The sequence below is a fragment of the Streptomyces sp. Ag109_G2-15 genome (genome assembly GCF_900215565.1).
In the GTDB taxonomy this organism is placed as follows: domain Bacteria; phylum Actinomycetota; class Actinomycetes; order Streptomycetales; family Streptomycetaceae; genus Streptomyces; species Streptomyces diastatochromogenes.
The window spans coordinates 3232305-3248646 of the sequence record NZ_OCNI01000001.1 but is presented as its reverse complement, the minus strand read 5'-3'; the positions used below and the strand labels follow the sequence as shown (position 1 = coordinate 3248646).

The following is a 16342-nucleotide window of genomic DNA, read 5'->3' as shown; positions in this document are numbered from 1 at the left end:
CTGTCGGGGGGAGGACCTGTCAGGGGTTGAGGCCCTTGCCGCGCAGCCACGCCATCGGGTCGATGCCGGTGGCCTGGCCGCCCGGGTGGACCTCCAGGTGGAGGTGCGGGCCGGTGACGTTGCCGGTGGCGCCGACGCGGCCGATGACGTCGCCGGTGCCGACCTTCTGGCCGACGGAGACGCTGATCGAGGACTGGTGGCAGAACCACAGCTCGGTGCCGTCGTCGAGGGTGAGGATCGTGCGGTAGCCGTAGGAGCCGGCCCAGCCCGCCTCGGTGATCGTGCCGCTGTGGATGGCCTTGATGAGCGTGCCCGTGGGCGCGGCGAAGTCGAGGCCGGTGTGGTAGCCGGAGGACCACATCGAGCCGGCCTGGCCGAAGGTGCCGGTGATCGTGTACGAGACGACCGGCAGCTTGTACTGCTTGGCCAGGGCGGCCAGGCGCTCCGCCTCGGCCTTCTTCTTGGCGGCGGCCTCCGCCTCCGCCTTGGCGTCGGCGGCCTTCGCGGCGGCTTCCTTCTCCGCCTTGGCGGCCGCGTCGGCGACCTGCTTGTCGGCGGCGGCGACGGCGGCCGCGGTGGCCTTACGGTCGACCTTGCTCTGCTGCTGCTCGGCCTGGGCCATGATCCGGTTGCGCAGGGCCTCGCCCGCGTCGCCCTGGTCGCTGTCGGCGGAGGTCGTGCCGATGTTGCTCAGCGAGGCCGTGGTGGCCTTGGGCGCGTCGGAGGCGGAGGAGTCGTCGCCGAACAGGGAGCCGACGGAGTCCAGGTCGGGCATGGAGATGGAGACCGGCGGCTTGCCGGTGTTGGCGCTGGCCATGCCGCCCGCGCCGACGGCGGCGATGACACCGACGCCGAGGACGGTGGAGCTGCGGGCGAGTCCGCCGCCGCGCTGCTTGGCCACGCGGTGCCGACCGCGTACCGGCTGTATGGACTCCTCGGTGGGGTTCCACTCCTCCCAGGGGCCCTCGTCGGTGTTCCGGGCGCCGAAGTAAGCGAAGGTCTCGGTATCGCTCGGCATGAACGGGGCTTCTGGGGCAGGCCGGTTGGACGCCACGAAGGCGCACTCCTTTCCTTCCTCCGCCTACCGGGTTAGCTGACGGGTTCGGAGCAGGAAGGTCTCCTACGCGCGTATACCTGCCGTGCTTCCACGGCGGCATCCGCGTGATTCACCCCAAGGTGGTGGTTCCCCGGTTCCCTTGCGGGATTCGGCGCGTGCGCACGGAGCCGCCTCTTGTGACGGCTGGGACGACCGCGCTGCGTTATCGAACGTTAATAGACCCGGACGTCAGATTCCAAGCCGTTCCGCTTGATCGTTAATGGCTTTCAGGGTGGACGTAGGGGTCACGACCGGTGGAAAACGGGCGAGTTGACCAGCGCTCAGGAGTCTCAGCGGTTTTGATGGTGTCTCAGATGTTATGCGGAGGGCTTTCGTACGATCACCTTGGGTGACAGCGGGCGCGGCGGGTCCGGGTGTCAGGGGCGCCGTACGGCCAGCAGCGCCATGTCGTCCGCCATCCCGCCCCCGGAGTGCCGGCGTACTTCCGCGGCGAGGCGGCCGAGCAGGGAGCGGGGGTCGGAGAAGCGGCGTCCGGCAAGCCGGCGCAGGGGGTCGTAGAAACGGCCGTGGGCGTCGCGGGCCTCGGACAGGCCGTCGGTGTAGAGCAGCAGGGTGGCGCCGCTCGGGAAGCCGGACTCGGTCGCGCGGTCGGGCCACCGGCCCAGGTCGGCCATGCCCAGCGGCAGCGCGGGCTCGGGCGCGGCCAGGGTGCGCAGGGTGCCGTCGTCGTGCAGGAGCAGCGGTGGCGGGTGGCCGCGGTTGACGATGCGGACGACGCCGTCGTCGCTGCCGTCGCTGCTGCCGCCGTGTGGGAGTTCGGCGAGGACGGCGGTGGTGAAGCCCTCGAAGGCGTCGATCCCGTCCCGCCGGGTTCGCTCGCGGGCCAGCGCCCGCTCCAGCCGCTGGGCCACCGCCTCCAGCGTGGTCTCCTGCTCGGCGGCCTCCCGGAACGCCCCGATCACCACGGCGACGGCGGCGACCGCGCCCATGCCCTTGCCGCGTACGTCCCCGACGACCAGCCGTACGCCGTGCGGGCTGTCCTGCACCGCGTACAGGTCTCCGCCGATGAAGGCGTCCTCCTGTGCCGCCTCGTACCGGGCCGCGATGTCGAAACCGGCGATACGGGCGTCCGGTTCGGGCAGGACGGCCCGCTGGGCGGCCTCGGCGATCTCCCGGGCGGAGGCGAGCCGCCGGTCGCCGAGGCGCAGGACGCGGTTGATGGCGGCGGCCAGCAGGGCGACCGTGCTCACGGTGACGACCTCGGTGATCGTGTGCACGTCCGGCTCCAGACCGAACCGGGCGTGTACGGCGACGGTGGCGGCGAGTGCGGCGAGGCCGGTGAGGAGCGTGGTGCGCAGCGAGGCCAGGGGCGCGGCGATCAGCGGGGCGGCCGTGAAGAAGGGCACGGCGGTGAAGACGCGGGGGGTGAGGAGGTCGTAGAGGATCCCGGCGGCGATCAAGAGGGCGGGCAGGAGCCGGGCCAGGGTGCGGGGGGTGAGGTGGTGGGGGTGGCGGCGCTTGTCTGGGGGGAGGGGGGCGGGGGCTGGGGCGGGACCCGAGACGCGGCCGGGGGCAGGGGCGGGGGCGGGGTCGTCGGGGAGGTGGTCGCCGGGTCTGGCGTTTGGGTTCTGCTCCAGCTCACCAGGGCGCACTGCTCGTCTCCCGTGCCCTTTCCCGTGTCCTTGACGTGCGTCCAGCCTGGCGGGAGCGGGGAGGGCGGGCGACTGCTGTGGACCGAGCGGATGATCGAGTGTGACGTATGCCACTAGGCAGCCTGTCGCGGGGAAGCCGGGAAACACTCAGGGCCGGAATCCATTGCTGGATTCCGGCCCTGAGCCTTCAGTAGCGGGGACAGGATTTGAACCTGCGACCTCTGGGTTATGAGCCCAGCGAGCTACCGAGCTGCTCCACCCCGCGTCGTTGTGTCTCAAGAGTACCCCATGGCCAGACCACAAAGCACACGGGTTTCCGTGAGGGTGCCGCTCAGGGCAGCAGGTGGGCGTTCGGCTGCTTCGCCAGGGCCTCGTACTCCGGCAGCACCACGGCCGCCACGCCCGCGCTCAGCAGCGCCCCGGTCCCGTCGGCCGCCGTCACGAAGGTGTCCGGCTCCCGCCAGGCCGTGACCACTCGCCGTACGCCCGCCCGCAGGATCAGTTCGGCACAGGGGGCGGGGCGGGAGGCGCGGCGGGTGCAGGGCTCCAGGCTGCTGTAGACGGTGGCGCCGGGCAGGCGCGGGTCGGCGGGGTCGATCTTCGCGAGGGCCGCCTCCTCCGCGTGCACGACGAGGTCGCCGCCCTCGCGCGAGTGGCCGCGGGCCAGCTCCGTGCCGTCGGCCGCGACCACCACGGCACCGACACTGAACGCGGTCTGCGAGGGCGGGCACAGGGCGGCCAGTTCGCAGGCGGTGCGCAGCCAGTGGCGGTCGGCGGCGGCGGGGGCCGGGCCGGTGCCGGGGGCGGTGGGCTCGTAGCGCATGAGGACGACGTCCTCGATCCGGCGGGTCTCGGTGAGGCGGAGCCGGCCGCCCTGGTACGACCCCGGGCCGAACAGGCGCGGGGCCGCCGGGTCGCCCACGAACAGCGGGGCGAGGACCAGCTGGAGTTCGTCGGCGAGGCCCTGCTGGAGGAGCTGGGTGTGGATGGTTCCGCCGCCCTCGACCATCAGGCGCCGCACCCCGCGCACGTCGTACAGGTGCTCCAGCAGCGCGCGCCAGTCGAGGTCGGGGCCGAGGGAGACCACGTCGGCGGTCCGGCCGAGGGCGCGGGAGGCCGGTTCGGCGCCCTTGTCCGTCGTGTAGACGAGCTTCTCGCCACCCGTGTGCCAGAAGTTCGCGGCCGGGTCCAGGTCGCCGGTGGCGGTGACGGTGACTTTCAGGGGGTACTCGGGCCTGCCGTCGGCGACGCGGGCCGCCCTTCGTTCGGGTGAGTTCACCAGCAGGCGCGGGTTGTCGGCGCGGATGGTGCCGGCGCCGATCAGGATGGCGTCGACCGAGGCCCGTACTTCGTCGACCCGGTCGAAGTCGGCCGGGCTGGAGAGGAGGAGCCGGTCTGGGCCGGTGTCGTCCAGACAGCCGTCGAGGGAGACGGCGGCGGACAGCAGGACGTACGGGTACGGCATCGGCGCGGTCTCCCTGGCGAGCGGTCACGGCGGTTGGCGAGCGGTCACAACTGGCGGTCTTGGTTCAAGTTTGAAACAAACCTACACTGATGGCATGACGACCCGCTGGCTCACCCCCGAGGAGCAGCGCGCCTGGCGCGCCTACATCGCCGCCTCCCAGCTCCTGGAGGACGCGATCGACCGGCAGCTCCAGCAGGAGGCCGGCATGCCCCACCTGTTCTACTCCGTGCTGGCCAACCTCTCCGACGCACCCGACCGGCGCCTGCGCATGACGGATCTCGCCGAGACGCTGAAGATCACGCGCAGCAGGCTGACGTACGCGGTGACGAGGCTGGAACGGGACGGGCTGGTGCGGCGGGAGAACTGCCGCTGGGACAAGCGCAGCAGTCTCGCGGTGCTGACGGACACGGGGATGGCCGTGCTGGAACGTACGGCGCCCGGGCATGTCGAGACGGTGCGCGCGACCCTGTTCGACCGGCTCACGCCGGAGCAGGTGGGGCAGCTGGAGGAGATCTGTACGGGGATCACGCGCGGGCTGCAGGGGGACGACGCCGGAGCGGGTGACGTCCCGTGGCGGCGGCGTTCGTCCTGCTCCTCGCCCCGGCCGGCCGACTCCTCGTCCCAGCCCGCCGACTCCTCATCCCAGCCCGCCGACTCCTCGTCCGAGTCTGCTGACTCGTGAGTCACACGCGAGAGCAATTGCTTTAACTTTTAAGCATGAGGTAGGGTCCCTACGTCCGTCTGCTTCAAATATGAAGCAAGCCCACCCGGAGGGACCCGCATGCCCGACACCCCCGCCGCCACGCCGCGCTCCCGCGTCCGGGTACCGCTGCACTTCCACGACGGCTACCGCGTCGACGCCGAACTCGTCACCTTCCACGGACTGGCCGACGGCCAGGAGCACGTGGCCGTGGTCCTCGGCGACCCCGGCCCCGTCCCGCTGGTCCGGCTGCACTCCGAGTGCCTGACCGGGGACGTCTTCGGCTCCGCCCGCTGCGACTGCGGTCCCCAGCTGCGCGAGGCGGTGGAGCGGATCGCCGAGCGCGGGGGCGTCCTGCTCTACCTTCGCCAGGAGGGGCGCGGCATCGGGCTGTACAACAAGCTCGACGCCTACGCCCTCCAGGACCAGGGCCTCGACACGTACGAGGCGAACGCCGCGCTCGGCCTCCCGGAGGACGCTCGCGATTACACGGCCGCCGCGCAGATGCTGGGCGCCCTCGGCATCGGGGAGCTGGATCTTCTCTCCAACAACCCTGACAAGGCGGAGCAGTTGCGCTCGCTCGGTGTCGTCGTACGGGATCGGGTGCCGACCGGTGTCTTCACCACGGCGCACAACGTCCGCTACCTGCGGGCGAAGGTTTTGCAGACCCAGCACACGCTGCCGCTGGGGGAGCTTACGGAGCTGAGCGCGGGCTGAGCTTGGCGGATGGCGGCGCCGGCGGCGTTCTGAGGTGCGCTGCGCTTCGGGCGCCGTCCCAGGGGGCTCCACCCCCTGGACCCCCGGCCTATGCCCACCCACCACCCGACTCGGTAGGCGGAGAACGCCCTCAACCCCGCCGCCCGCCCGGCAACCACAGCGCCGGCAGGATCGCCAAGGCCAGCAGGGCCGCCGCGATCGCGTACGTGATCCGGAAGCCCGCCGGAGTCGTGCCCGCCGCGCCCAGTGCCACCGACAGCACCGCCGTTCCGACGGACGCTCCCAGTTGGGAGTTGATGCTCAGCGCGGTGCTGGCCGCGGCGACGCGGTCGGTGGGCAGGTTGCGGGTCGCGGTTGTCATCGTCGGCATCAGGACCATGCCGGCACCGACGCCCATGACCATGCCCGGTACGACGACCCGCCACATGGGCACCCCGCTCTGCCCGGCCTGCACCGCCACCAGTGCCATCCCGAGGGCGCCCACCGCGATCCCGGCCGGGATCAGCCGGCGCGGTGAGACCCGGTCGATCCGCCGGGCCGCGATCTGCATCGTCACCCCGACGGCCAGCCCTACCGGGGCGCCCAGCAGCCCGGCGCCGGTCGCGCTGACCCCGCGCTCCTGCTGCCAGTACAGCGGCCCGAGCAGCATCGACCCGAAGTAACCGCAGGTGAACAGGGCGAGCGTGGCGATACCGGCGGCGAAGGAGCGGTCGCCCAGCAGCCGCAGGTCCAGCAGCGGATCGCGGACGGTGAGGGCCCGTCGTACGAAGGCGGCGGCGAGGACGGCACCGGCGAGCACGGGCAGGAGCGCGCCCGGTGCCGTGAAGTCTCCGTGCTCGCCGCCCCGGGCCAGGCCGTACAGGAGCAGGGCGAGACCCGGCGAGAGCATCAGCAGGCCGGGGACGTCCAGGCGGGGCGCCGCGGCGGTACGGGCCTCGGGCGCGTCCCTGGGCAGCAGCCGTGCCGCGAGGGTCAGCGCGAGCGCGCCCACGGGCAGGTTGACCAGGAAGATCCAGTGCCAGGACGCGGAGTCGACCAGCCAGCCGCCGAGCAGCGGCCCGGCGACCGGGCCGACCAGGATGGGCAGCCCGAGCAGGGCCATCGCGCGGCCGAGCCGGGCCCGGTCGGCGATCCGCATCACCATCGCCATGCCAACCGGCATCAGCAGCCCGCCGCCCAGCCCCTGCACCGCGCGGAAGGCGATCAGGCTGCCCGCGTCCCAGGCGCACGCGGCGAGCAGCGAGCCCAGGGTGAACAGGGTGAGCGCGGTCAGATAGGTGCGCTTGGCGCCGATCCGCCCCATGGCCCACGCGGCGGTCGGAATCACCGCGGCGAGCGCGAGCGTGTACGCGGTGGCGGTCCACTGGATGGTCTCCAGCGGGGCCCCGAAGGACTCCGAGAGGCGGCGCAGCGCGACATTGACGATGGTCATGTCGAGCACGGACATCACGGAGGCGATGACGGTGACGGCGACGACGCGGTAGAGCGCGGCGGATGCGTCCGGTGCGGGCCGGGCGGGCCCGGCGGCGGCCGCCTCGGCGGTCTCGGTCCTGTTCATGTCCCCCACCCCGCCCTCAGCCCGCGTACGGCCGCTCGGCGCGGGCGGCCCGCAGGGCCCGCCCCCACCAGGCGAGTTGGCCGAGCATGCCCTTGGCGGCACCCGCGCAGACGGCCGCGTCGCGCGGCGCGCCGTCCTCCCCGAGGCCCGACCACGGCCCGTGCAGGCTGACCGAGTCACGCACGGTCACCGCGTGCAGCTCGGCGAAGACCAGCCTGAGCTGCTCGACCGCGCGCAGACCGCCGCCGAGACCGCCGTACGACACGAAGCCGACCGGCTTGGCCTGCCACTGGGCGTGGTGCCAGTCGACGAAGTTCTTCAGGGACGCCGGGAAGCTGTGGTTGTACTCCGGTGTGACGACGACGAACGCGTCGGCGGCGGCGAGCCGCGGCGAGACGTCCTTCAGCGTGGCGACGGCCTCGGGGCTCGGCGTGCCGCCCCAGCCGGGCAGCACCAGCGGCAGGTCCACCTCGGCGAGGTCGATGACGTCGAGGTCCAGGCCCTCGTCGGCGGCGGCGGTGCCGAGGAACCAGTCGGCGACGGCCCGGCCCTGCCGGCCCTCGCGGACGCTGCCGACGATCACGGCGACGCGGAGCGGGACTTCATTGATCACGGATGCGGACACAGGGATCCCCCAGTTCAGGCTCACGGCAGGACGGCCGCCCGATGCGGTCGCGCCGACCTCCCCAGCAAAGTACAACGAGCGTTGTAGAAAGTACAACGCTCGTTGTAATCCAGGTAGAGTGCAGGCGGAGGAGGGAGTGGGAGTGGACGAAAGCAACGAATCCCGGCTGGCCCGGGCGCAGCGCGAGGTGTCACCGCGCAAGCTGGAGAAGCAGATCGCCCTCGCGAGCGCGTCCTGCACGCTCTTCGGCCGCGAGGGCTACACCCGCGCCTCGGTCGACGCGCTGGCCGCCGAGGCCGGCGTCTCCACGCGCACGCTCTACAACCACTTCCCCGGCGGCAAGGCGCAGCTCTTCCAGACGGTGGTGACATGGACGTCGAGCGAGGTCCGGGACGCCCAACTGGCCCGTCTGCGCGCGACGTTGGACCCAGAGCGCCCCCCGCGGCCCGACACCCTGGAACGCGACCTGGTCGCCCTCGCCCGCGCCTTCGTCGGGCTCATGAGCGACTACCCGAACCACTTCGCCCTGGTCCGCCACATCCACGCCGAGGCCGACCACGTACCGCCGGAGGTCCTGAAGGCCTGGCGCGAGGCGGGCCCGGAACCGGTCGGCCGCGCGCTCGCGGAGGCGATGGCCCGCCTCGCCGAGGCCGGCCTGCTCGACGTGCACGGCGACCCGGCCCTGACGGCCGCCCACTTCACGGCCCTGACCTCGCACACCATCGTCCAGTCCACCCACTACGGCGTCCTGCCCCTGCCCCCGAAGGAGACGGACCGCCTGATCACGGGCGGGGTGGCGGCGTTCCTGCGGGCGTACGGCGTCCGGTGAGGGCCCTCAGTCCCACCAGTTGAACATCAGCTCGCCGAGCGTCCGGGGCCGCCAGTACCGGACCTGCCGCAGCTCGGCCTCGGCCAGGTCACGCAGATCCACGCGATCGATCCCCACGCCCAACTCCTCACCGCCGAGCGCCCGGAACCCCACCTCGGCGAAGACACCGGCCCACCCCGGCGGATCCACGAACTCCCGCACGGGACCTGCCGGGACGACGGGCACGGCGGTGAAGGCCACGACCGGCAGGGTGCAGTGCGCCAGGACGGCGGTACCGCCGATGTCCACGGCGCGGTAGCTCGCGGCCACGCCGGTGTCGCGAGCCCGGACCCTGAGCCGGGCCGTGCGCGCCGCCGTATGACAGGCCCACTGGAAGGAGGCCAAGTCGGGCTCGGGAAGGGGGGCTTCGCCGACGGCCCGGAAGCCGGTGGCCCCGCGCTCGGCGCGTATCACCCGGCACGCTCCACGAAGCCCGCCACCACGCGCCGCGCCTTCGCGCCCACCGGGTGGCGCGGGTTCTGTGAGCCGTACGGCCGCTCACGCATCGCTCGCCTGGCGCAAGTGGGCGCCGTCGCGGTCATGCCGCCGCCGGGATGCCGAGTTCGGCGAGCAGGCCGCGTACATGCTCCTCGATGGCGTCCCGGATCGGGCGGACGGCTTCGACGCCCTGGCCCGCCGGGTCGGCCAGCTGCCAGTCCAGGTACCGCTTGCCGGGGAAGACCGGGCAGGCGTCCCCGCAGCCCATCGTGATCACCACGTCCGAGGATCGCACCGCCTCGGTGGTGAGGACCTTCGGCGTCTCGGCGGAGATGTCGATGCCCACCTCCGCCATGGCCTCGACCACGGCCGGATTGACCGTGTCGGCGGGGGCGGAGCCGGCCGAGCGGACCTCGACGCGGTCGCCGCCGAGGTGGGTGAGGAAGGCAGCGCCCATCTGGGAGCGGCCGGCGTTGTGGACGCAGACGAACAGCACGGAGGGGCGCGGGGCGGGAGTGCTCATGGGGATGTCTTTCCGGGAAGGCGGGTCAGAGGGAGGCCGGTTCAGGCGCACCGTGCGGGGCGGCGACCTTGCTGCCGGCGGAGGTGGGACGGCCGTGGACCGCGATGACGGCGCCCAGTCCGAGCGCGGCTCCGGCCAGCTGTGCGGCGATGAACGGGGCGACGGAGGCGGGGGCGATCCCGGCGAACGTGTCGGTGAAGGCCCGGCCGATGGTCACCGCCGGGTTCGCGAACGAGGTGGAAGAGGTGAACCAGTAGGCGGCTCCGATGTACGAGGCCACGGCCGCCGGCGCGAGGGACGTACGGCCGATGCGGTCGAGCCCGAAGATCAGCAGGATCAGGCCGGCCGTGGCGACCACTTCACCGAGCCACAGGTGCGCGGCGGACCGGTCGTGCGTGGACCACTCGACCAGCGGCCTGGCGAACATCGCGTCGGCCAGGAGCGCCCCGCTGATCGCCCCGGCGATCTGGGCGGGCACGTACGCGGCCGCCTCCCTCAGGGTGAGGCCATCGGGGGTGCGGCGGCCGGTGAACCAGGCGGCGAGGGTGACGGCGGGGTTGAAGTGCGCGCCGGAGACCGGCCCGAGGACCAGGATCAGGACGCCGAGGCCGAAGACGGTGGCGAGGGAGTTGGCGAGGAGCTGCACGCCCACGTCGTGGGACAACTCGGTGGCCTGGATGCCGGAGCCTACGACGACCGCGACCAGCAGCCCGGTACCGACGGCTTCGGCGGCGAGCCGTCGGCCCAGCGGCGCGGTCACGCGACGGCTCCCGCGGTCTGCGGAGTGGTGAGGAACGCGGCGAGCTGGTCCAGGACGCCGGGCAGCACCCAGTAGTAGACCCAGGTGCCGCGGCGCTCGCAGTCGATGAGGCCGGCCTGCCGCAGGAGCTTGAGGTGGTGGGAGATCGTCGGCTGGGACAGGTCGAACGCGGGCGTCATCTCGCACACGCACACCTCACCGCCCTCGCGGGAGGCGATCATCGACAGCAGCCGCAGCCTGACCGGGTCCCCGAGGGCCTTGAACACCTTCGCCAGCTCTGCGGCCCGCTCATCACCCAGCGGCGCGGATGCGAGCCCGCCGCAGCAGCCGTCGCCGTCCTGGCCGAGCACCTCAAGCTCTTGTTTCGACATTTCTCTATGTTGACGTTTTTCGATTCAAGGCGCAAGGTTGCATCAATGAACGTCGATACAGGCTGTTCCGAGGCATCGCCATGCCTCGTCACCCAGGAGTGAAGTCATGCACGAGCAGTCCACCGACCTACGCGAAACCGTCCGTCGACGCTACGCGGCGGCGGCCCTGAAGGTCACCGAGGGCGGCACCGCCTGTTGCGGGCCGCAGCCGGTCGAGGTCGACGAGAACTTTGGCTCCACCCTCTACGGCGCCGCCGAGCGCGACGCCCTGCCCGCGGAGGCCGTCGCCGCCTCCCTCGGTTGCGGCAACCCCACCGCCGTCGCCGAACTCCGCGAGGGCGAGCGCGTCCTGGACCTCGGCTCCGGCGGTGGCATCGACGTCCTGCTCTCCGCCCGCCGCGTCGGCCCCACCGGCAGGGCGTACGGGCTGGACATGACCGAGGAGATGCTCGCCCTCGCCCTCGCCAACGCCGCGCAAGCGGGCGCGACGAACGTGGAGTTCCTCAAGGGCACCATCGAGGCCATCCCCCTGCCCGCGAACACGATCGATGTCGTGATCTCCAACTGCGTGATCAACCTGTCCGTCGACAAGGCCGCCGTGTTCGCCGAGACGTTCCGCGTCCTGAAGCCCGGCGGCCGGCTCGGCGTCTCGGACGTCGTCGCCGACGACTCCCTCACACCTGAGCAGCGGGCCGAGCGCGGTGACTACGTCGGCTGCATCGCCGGCGCGCTGTCCTTCGCCGAATACCGCCAGGGCCTGGAGACCGCCGGCTTCACCGACATCGAGATCACCCCGACCCACCGGGTCGCGGACGGTATGCACTCGGCGATCGTCCGGGCCGGCAAGCCGGGGGCGTTCTCGTAGGCCCTGTGGGACTCGAACCCACAACCCCTCGCCTCAGGGAATGAACTTCACCTCAGGGAAGGCCGCACTCGGACCGTCCAGCAGGGGCTCCCGGCGGTGCCGCAGATGCAGGTCGAAGAACGCGAGCGGGTACGCCTGCTGGATCCGTACCGCCCGGGCCGGATCGAGGGTGCCGATCCAGCCCTGGAGGTCCGCGTCGCTCATCCCCACGGCCTGGGCCAGCTGCGGGATCAGAAACTGGACGTCGCAGTACGACGAGTGCACCGCACCCTCCGCCTGGACATTGAGCCGCCATCCCCGCAGGCGCGACCAGAACTCGGCCACGCTCGGCTGCGTGGCCCGGGGGAACTCGGCGGTCATCAGCATGAACGGCCGGTCCAGGTCGGTGGTGATCGTCGGTTGCATCGGGCCGTCGAAGCTCAGCCCGGCCCGGACGCGCTGGTCCTCGCTCATCACAAAGGCCGTGGCCGACGCGCCTTTCGACCAGCCGAACATGCCGATGCGATGCGGATCGAGACCGCCGCGCAGGCCGGCCGGGAGCGGTCGGTGTTCGGCGTCGGGGTTGCGCCCGGCGCCGAGTTCCTCGATGCGATCGAGCACGAACCGGATGTCCGTGGCGAAGTCCCGCGGCCCCAAGGCCGGTTGGTCGAGCGGGACCGTGAGCCGGCCGTCGGGGAACTCGCTGAACGCGTCGTACGTGTGATCCACCGTGATCACCACGTACCCGTGACTGGCAAGCTCCTGAACCACGATGGTGGTGTCCGCCCGGTGATCGTGCGCGCCGTGCGAGAACACGACGACGGGCAGTCGTCCTCCGGTTCGCCGCACCGGAGCGCCCTCGTGGCCGGCCGTGAGTGGCGCCAGCGCGACATCGACCGGAAAGCCCGCCGCCGTGAGGAGCGCCCGCGCCACGGCGGGGGACGTCCAGCGCGCCAGTGGATACCGCTCGACGCCCCGGGCGGGGTACCAGACGCCGGCCATCAGCTCACGGTGATGCCCGGGGCCGGCCACGGGATCCGGACGTGAACGGTCGACGAGGTGCAGGGGCACCGTCCCCACCGGGTACGGTCCGGTGGGCGCGGGCAGGGTGAGCTGCACCGGGCCCGGGGCGGTCGAAGCCGCCCGCGCCTGGCGTGCGACGCCGATCGGTAAGGCGGCCCCGACTGCCAGCGCGGCTCCGAGCATGCGACGGCGCGTCATTCCTTCTTGGTTCATGAACGGTGTGGTTGTCACGGACTCTCCCGGGGTTGGGTGCGGCCTTCACGCGGCATGGACATGAGGTAGGCGAGTACGGCCAGCACGCGGCGGTTGTCGTCGTCGGAGGGGGCGAGTTCCAGCTTGGTGAAGATGCTGGTGCTGTGCTTGGACACGGCCTTCTCGCTGACGAAGAGCCGGTTCGCGATGGCGCTGTTGGAGCGTCCCTCGGCCATGAGTTCGAGCACCTGGCGTTCCCGCTCGGTGAGCCGGGAGAGGCGCTCGTGTTCGCCGCGGCTGCGGCGGCCGAGCAGCTTGGTGACCACTTCGGGGTCCATGACCGTGCCGCCCGCGGCGACCGTACGGATCACGTCGACGAACTGGTCGTCGCTGAACACCCGGTCCTTGAGCAGGTAGCCGACCCCGCCCGCCTGGTCGGCGAGCAGTTCCTGGGCGTAGATCTGCTCGACGTACTGAGAGAGCAGCAGGATCGGCAGCCCGGGTATCCGTTCCCGGGCGGCCAGTGCCGCACGGAGCCCGTCGTCGGTGTGGGTGGGCGGCAGCCTGATGTCCACGATCGCGAGGTCCGGCCGGAATTCCAGCAGCGCGTCGAGCAGGCCGGGAGCGCTGTCGGTGGCCGCCGCGATCTCGAACCCGCGCGCCTTGAGAAGCCGGACCAGTCCCTCCCGGAGCAGGAAGAGATCTTCCGCGACGACTACCCGCACGGCACCTCCATGACCACGATCGTCGGCCCCCCGGGCGGGCTGCTGACCGCGAGGATGCCGTCGAAGGCCGCGAGCCGTCGCTCCACCCCCGCCAGTCCCGTGCCCCGGGCCGGGTCCGCGCCGCCCACCCCGTCGTCGACCACCTCGATGCGCAGCAGTCCGCCCGCCTGGGCCATCCGGATCTGGAGGCCGTGCGCCGAGGCGTGCCGGACGGCGTTGGTGACCACCTCGGCGACGGCGAAGTAGCAGGCCGACTCCAGCGGAGCGGCGAGCCGTTCGGGCAGATCGATCTCGGTCTCACAGGGCAGGGGCAGGTCCAGTGCCAGCGCCCGGACCGCCTCCCCGAGGCCCCGGTCGGCCAGCATCGGCGGGTGCATCCCCCTGATCAGGCCGCGCAGTTCCTCCAGCGCCGCCGATGAGGCCACGCGAGCCTCCACGACCAGCGCGGCGGCTTCGTGCGGGCTGCTGTGGATCATCTCCTCGGCGACCCTGAGGTTCATCCCGATGGCGACCAGCCGTCCCTGTGCGCCGTCGTGCAGATCGCGCTCGATCCTGCGCAGCTCCGCGGCCGCGGAGCTGACCGCGTCGGCCCGCGTCTCGGTCAGCTCCCGCACCCGCCGGGCCAGCGCCGGATCCGGCTCCCGCCCCAACAGCCGCCTGGCATCCGGCAGTACGGTCAGCGTCAGCAGCCAGAGTCCGAGGGCCAGCACCACTGCCCCCTGGATGCCACCGAGGACCGACGCATGGTGTGCCAGCCCCTTGGGGAGGGACGGCGCCGGCCCCTGCGGGGAGCCGATCTTGTGCACCACCACGTACTGCCCGAACCCGCTCTGGGCGACGTCGTACGCCCCGATCCCGACCAGCCCCAGGGCCGCCAGGTCCGCCGCCGCCCTCGGCCACCGCACCAGCCCGACCACGACGGCCGCCAGCAGCACCAGCCCCACCAGATGACCCGCCACTGACGGCACGATCCCGATGCCCGGCGGCGGGGACTGCCACAGATCGAGGCCGAACAGGTCACCGCTCATCACCACGACGGCGGGCAGCAGCAGGGCCCAGCGCGCCGACCTGGGCGCGTCGGCTCCGGCCAGACGCGCGGGTCTGCCGGTCGCCGGCCGGAGCAGAGCCGCACCGGCGAGGGCGGCGATCACCGGCACGCTCACACCGCCCACCAGGACGTTCAGCGGTGTCCGGCCCGAGGAGGCAGCGGGATGCGTGAGCCAGTACGTCGCTTCCAGCAGTTCGCCGGTCACCGCCGCGACCACGGGCAGCACCCACCGCCTGGGCGCGGGCGCCGAGGTGAGCAGCGCGGTGGCCAGCAGGCCGGCCATCAGCAGCGCCGCCGGGAGCAGCCCGCCGGGCTCCAGATCCGGCAGGGTGACGACATAGCCGGGCAGTGCGGCGGAGTTGTGCAGGGCGGCCAGCAGGGCCGGCACGCTGCCGTACGCGGCCGTACCCACCAGTCCCGCCACGACCGGCCAGCCGATCCGCCCGGCCGGCCGCGCGGTACGCGCCGGCCGGTCCCGCGCCAGCTCCGCCCTGAAGGCCAGCGCGGCGCAGACCGCGGTCAACGCCACAAGCACGCCCGCCGGCCAGGGCGTCACGCCCACCGGAAACGGCCACATATCCGTCCCCCGTCCCGTCATCCATGCCACACACCGTGGCCTGGAGATCATGCTGCTGCGAGGGGTCCGGCAAGCACCATGGGCCGAGACCTACTTCTGAGGTGGGCAAACACCTACCTGGACCTGCTAGAGCGGTCCCAGGATCTCCTGGGACTCGATGAGCCCCTGCTCGCTGGGGGCCTCGCCGTCGCCGAAGACGCGGGTGGCCTGCCGGGCCCGGAATTCGAGATGTGCTTCGGCGGGCTTGGCGTAGCCGTACCGGGCGCGGGCTTCCGCCGGGGTCAGCACTTCCTCGTTGCGGGGAGGTATGCCGAGCTTCATCGGCGCGATCACCGGAACCGTGGAGGGCGACAGCCGTGCCATCAGGCGCAGTTCGGCCTTGGGGTTGAGGTGGACGAGCGCGAAGGCCGTCTTCATGACGGGCACGATGAGTGTGTCGAGGAGCCGTGACTGCCGGATCCCGGCCATCTCGCGCATCCAGCGCGGCATGGTGGCGAGCGTGGCGATCCGCTGCGCCCGCGCGACGACCAGGCTCGCGGGCTTGGCCCAGCGCGGCGTCGGCGGCAGTACGAGCTCGCTCCTGAGCAGGTGGTTCATGGCCTGTCGGGCGATCGGGCTGGCGGACAGGTGCGGGCGCATACGGTCGAAGTACGCCCGGACGCCGTCACGGCTGCGGGGGATGTCCTCGGGGGAGCAGGTCTGCAGTTCCGCGGCGATGGCGCATGCCTCCCAGTACTCCTTCTCCTCCTGCGCGGTGAGCTTCCCGGGCCCGTACTTCTCGTAGGCGTAGAGGATCGAGTGCCAGCCGGTGAGCTGGATCCACAGCTGCGAGGCGGGGTCGTTGGCGTCGTAGGTCCCGCCGCCGTAGGGAAGCCGGCCGATCGCCTTGGAATGGACCTTGACCAGGACGTCCGCGGCTTTGCACACCTCCCGTGAACCGGCGAAGGCCACCATCGCGAAGTAGCGCAGGGTCCGGTCGTAGCGCGTGCGGGAGCGCCGGTAGATGCCCTGGGTTCCGTGGACGGCGGCCACCAGTGGCGGGTCCAGTTCCTCCACCACCACGGACCGCTGGAAACCCACCGTCGGCGCCGTCGGATAGCTCCAGACCTTCCACACCACCGAGCCCGGGCCGAAGAAGCCGTAGTCCTCGTGCGGTTCGACCTCGCCACGCTTCAGCTTCGCCATGGAGCCGCTCCCTG

17 protein-coding genes, 1 tRNA gene and 1 riboswitch are annotated in these 16342 nt (G+C 72.2%); of the genes, 4 read left to right on the top strand and 14 right to left on the bottom strand.

Annotation, left to right across the window (positions count from 1 at the left end):
* Positions 1–19 precede the first annotated feature (19 nt).
* From CRP49_RS14530 to CRP49_RS14515, 4 genes are all read right to left on the bottom strand, one after another.
* Entirely contained in the window at positions 20–1054 is a 1035-nt protein-coding gene (locus CRP49_RS14530) for a M23 family metallopeptidase (RefSeq protein WP_097253736.1), read from the bottom strand.
* 7 nt (positions 1055–1061) lie between these two features.
* A riboswitch (cyclic di-AMP (ydaO/yuaA leader) is annotated at positions 1062–1221 on the bottom strand.
* Positions 1222–1473: 252 nt separating this feature from the next.
* Complete coding sequence (locus CRP49_RS14525) at positions 1474–2709, bottom strand: PP2C family protein-serine/threonine phosphatase (protein ID WP_097253735.1); 1236 nt, start codon at positions 2707–2709, stop codon at positions 1474–1476.
* Positions 2710–2900: 191 nt separating this feature from the next.
* A tRNA-Met gene (locus CRP49_RS14520) sits at positions 2901–2974 on the bottom strand.
* 66 nt (positions 2975–3040) lie between these two features.
* On the bottom strand, positions 3041–4174 hold the full coding sequence (locus CRP49_RS14515; RefSeq protein WP_097253734.1) for a dihydrofolate reductase family protein: 1134 nt from the start codon (positions 4172–4174) through the stop codon (positions 3041–3043).
* A 94-nt stretch (positions 4175–4268) separates the two neighbouring features.
* Here CRP49_RS14515 and CRP49_RS14510 point away from each other — a divergent pair, with 94 nt between their 5' ends.
* Together CRP49_RS14510 and ribA are read left to right on the top strand one after the other, a co-directional pair.
* Positions 4269–4856, top strand: coding sequence for a MarR family winged helix-turn-helix transcriptional regulator (locus tag CRP49_RS14510; RefSeq protein ID WP_373560348.1), 588 nt, complete (start codon positions 4269–4271; stop codon positions 4854–4856).
* Between the two features lie 99 nt (positions 4857–4955).
* The gene (gene ribA / locus CRP49_RS14505) at positions 4956–5591 is read left to right on the top strand and encodes a GTP cyclohydrolase II (protein ID WP_097253733.1); all 636 of its coding nucleotides are present in this window, start codon (positions 4956–4958) and stop codon (positions 5589–5591) included.
* 130 nt (positions 5592–5721) lie between these two features.
* Here the strand turns inward: ribA and CRP49_RS14500 are convergent, their stop codons facing one another.
* Complete coding sequence (locus CRP49_RS14500) at positions 5722–7149, bottom strand: DHA2 family efflux MFS transporter permease subunit (RefSeq protein WP_097253732.1); 1428 nt, start codon at positions 7147–7149, stop codon at positions 5722–5724.
* A 16-nt stretch (positions 7150–7165) separates the two neighbouring features.
* Complete coding sequence (locus CRP49_RS14495) at positions 7166–7774, bottom strand: NADPH-dependent FMN reductase (RefSeq protein WP_373560347.1); 609 nt, start codon at positions 7772–7774, stop codon at positions 7166–7168.
* Positions 7775–7916: 142 nt separating this feature from the next.
* Between CRP49_RS14495 and CRP49_RS14490 the strand changes: the two genes are divergently transcribed.
* Positions 7917–8603, top strand: a complete 687-nt coding sequence (locus tag CRP49_RS14490) for a TetR/AcrR family transcriptional regulator (RefSeq protein WP_097253731.1) — start codon at positions 7917–7919, stop codon at positions 8601–8603.
* 6 nt (positions 8604–8609) lie between these two features.
* Here CRP49_RS14490 and CRP49_RS14485 read toward each other — a convergent pair whose 3' ends face one another.
* From CRP49_RS14485 to CRP49_RS14470, 4 genes are all read right to left on the bottom strand, one after another.
* Positions 8610–9056: a hypothetical protein gene (locus tag CRP49_RS14485; RefSeq protein WP_097253730.1), complete on the bottom strand. Its 447-nt coding sequence runs from the start codon at positions 9054–9056 to the stop codon at positions 8610–8612.
* 124 nt (positions 9057–9180) lie between these two features.
* The gene (locus tag CRP49_RS14480) at positions 9181–9603 is read right to left on the bottom strand and encodes an arsenate reductase ArsC (protein ID WP_097253729.1); all 423 of its coding nucleotides are present in this window, start codon (positions 9601–9603) and stop codon (positions 9181–9183) included.
* 25 nt (positions 9604–9628) lie between these two features.
* On the bottom strand, positions 9629–10363 hold the full coding sequence (locus CRP49_RS14475; protein ID WP_179851616.1) for an MIP/aquaporin family protein: 735 nt from the start codon (positions 10361–10363) through the stop codon (positions 9629–9631).
* The gene (locus CRP49_RS14470) at positions 10360–10734 is read right to left on the bottom strand and encodes a helix-turn-helix transcriptional regulator (protein ID WP_179851615.1); all 375 of its coding nucleotides are present in this window, start codon (positions 10732–10734) and stop codon (positions 10360–10362) included. The genes CRP49_RS14475 and CRP49_RS14470 overlap by 4 nt, the downstream gene beginning before the upstream one ends.
* Positions 10735–10840: 106 nt before the next feature.
* Between CRP49_RS14470 and arsM the strand changes: the two genes are divergently transcribed.
* Positions 10841–11599, top strand: coding sequence for an arsenite methyltransferase (arsM, locus tag CRP49_RS14465; protein ID WP_097253727.1), 759 nt, complete (start codon positions 10841–10843; stop codon positions 11597–11599).
* Between the two features lie 33 nt (positions 11600–11632).
* On the opposite strand, the gene CRP49_RS14460 is transcribed toward arsM, so the two are convergent.
* The 4 genes from CRP49_RS14460 to CRP49_RS14445 all read right to left on the bottom strand — a co-directional run bounded on the left by CRP49_RS14460 (position 11633) and on the right by CRP49_RS14445 (position 16328).
* Positions 11633–12799, bottom strand: a complete 1167-nt coding sequence (locus CRP49_RS14460; RefSeq protein ID WP_257033403.1) for an acetylhydrolase — start codon at positions 12797–12799, stop codon at positions 11633–11635.
* A 29-nt stretch (positions 12800–12828) separates the two neighbouring features.
* Positions 12829–13518: a response regulator transcription factor gene (locus tag CRP49_RS14455; RefSeq protein ID WP_097253725.1), complete on the bottom strand. Its 690-nt coding sequence runs from the start codon at positions 13516–13518 to the stop codon at positions 12829–12831.
* Positions 13509–15095 carry a sensor histidine kinase gene (locus CRP49_RS14450; RefSeq protein ID WP_257033402.1) on the bottom strand — a complete coding sequence of 529 codons (1587 nt, stop codon included), beginning with the start codon at positions 15093–15095 and terminating at the stop codon, positions 13509–13511. The genes CRP49_RS14455 and CRP49_RS14450 overlap by 10 nt, the downstream gene beginning before the upstream one ends.
* Before the next feature lie 174 nt (positions 15096–15269).
* Positions 15270–16328, bottom strand: a complete 1059-nt coding sequence (locus CRP49_RS14445) for an oxygenase MpaB family protein (RefSeq protein WP_097253724.1) — start codon at positions 16326–16328, stop codon at positions 15270–15272.
* Positions 16329–16342 lie beyond the last annotated feature (14 nt).

Coding starts and splice junctions, on each gene's coding strand:
- CRP49_RS14515 (WP_097253734.1), bottom strand. CDS start 4,174: ATGCCGTACCCGTACGTCCTGCTGTCCGCCGCCGTCTCCCTCGACGGC.
- CRP49_RS14510 (WP_373560348.1), top strand. CDS start 4,269: ATGACGACCCGCTGGCTCACCCCCGAGGAGCAGCGCGCCTGGCGCGCC.
- ribA (WP_097253733.1), top strand. CDS start 4,956: ATGCCCGACACCCCCGCCGCCACGCCGCGCTCCCGCGTCCGGGTACCG.
- CRP49_RS14500 (WP_097253732.1), bottom strand. CDS start 7,149: ATGAACAGGACCGAGACCGCCGAGGCGGCCGCCGCCGGGCCCGCCCGG.
- CRP49_RS14480 (WP_097253729.1), bottom strand. CDS start 9,603: ATGAGCACTCCCGCCCCGCGCCCCTCCGTGCTGTTCGTCTGCGTCCAC.
- CRP49_RS14470 (WP_179851615.1), bottom strand. CDS start 10,734: ATGTCGAAACAAGAGCTTGAGGTGCTCGGCCAGGACGGCGACGGCTGC.
- arsM (WP_097253727.1), top strand. CDS start 10,841: ATGCACGAGCAGTCCACCGACCTACGCGAAACCGTCCGTCGACGCTAC.
- CRP49_RS14460 (WP_257033403.1), bottom strand. CDS start 12,799: ATGACGCGCCGTCGCATGCTCGGAGCCGCGCTGGCAGTCGGGGCCGCC.
- CRP49_RS14445 (WP_097253724.1), bottom strand. CDS start 16,328: ATGGCGAAGCTGAAGCGTGGCGAGGTCGAACCGCACGAGGACTACGGC.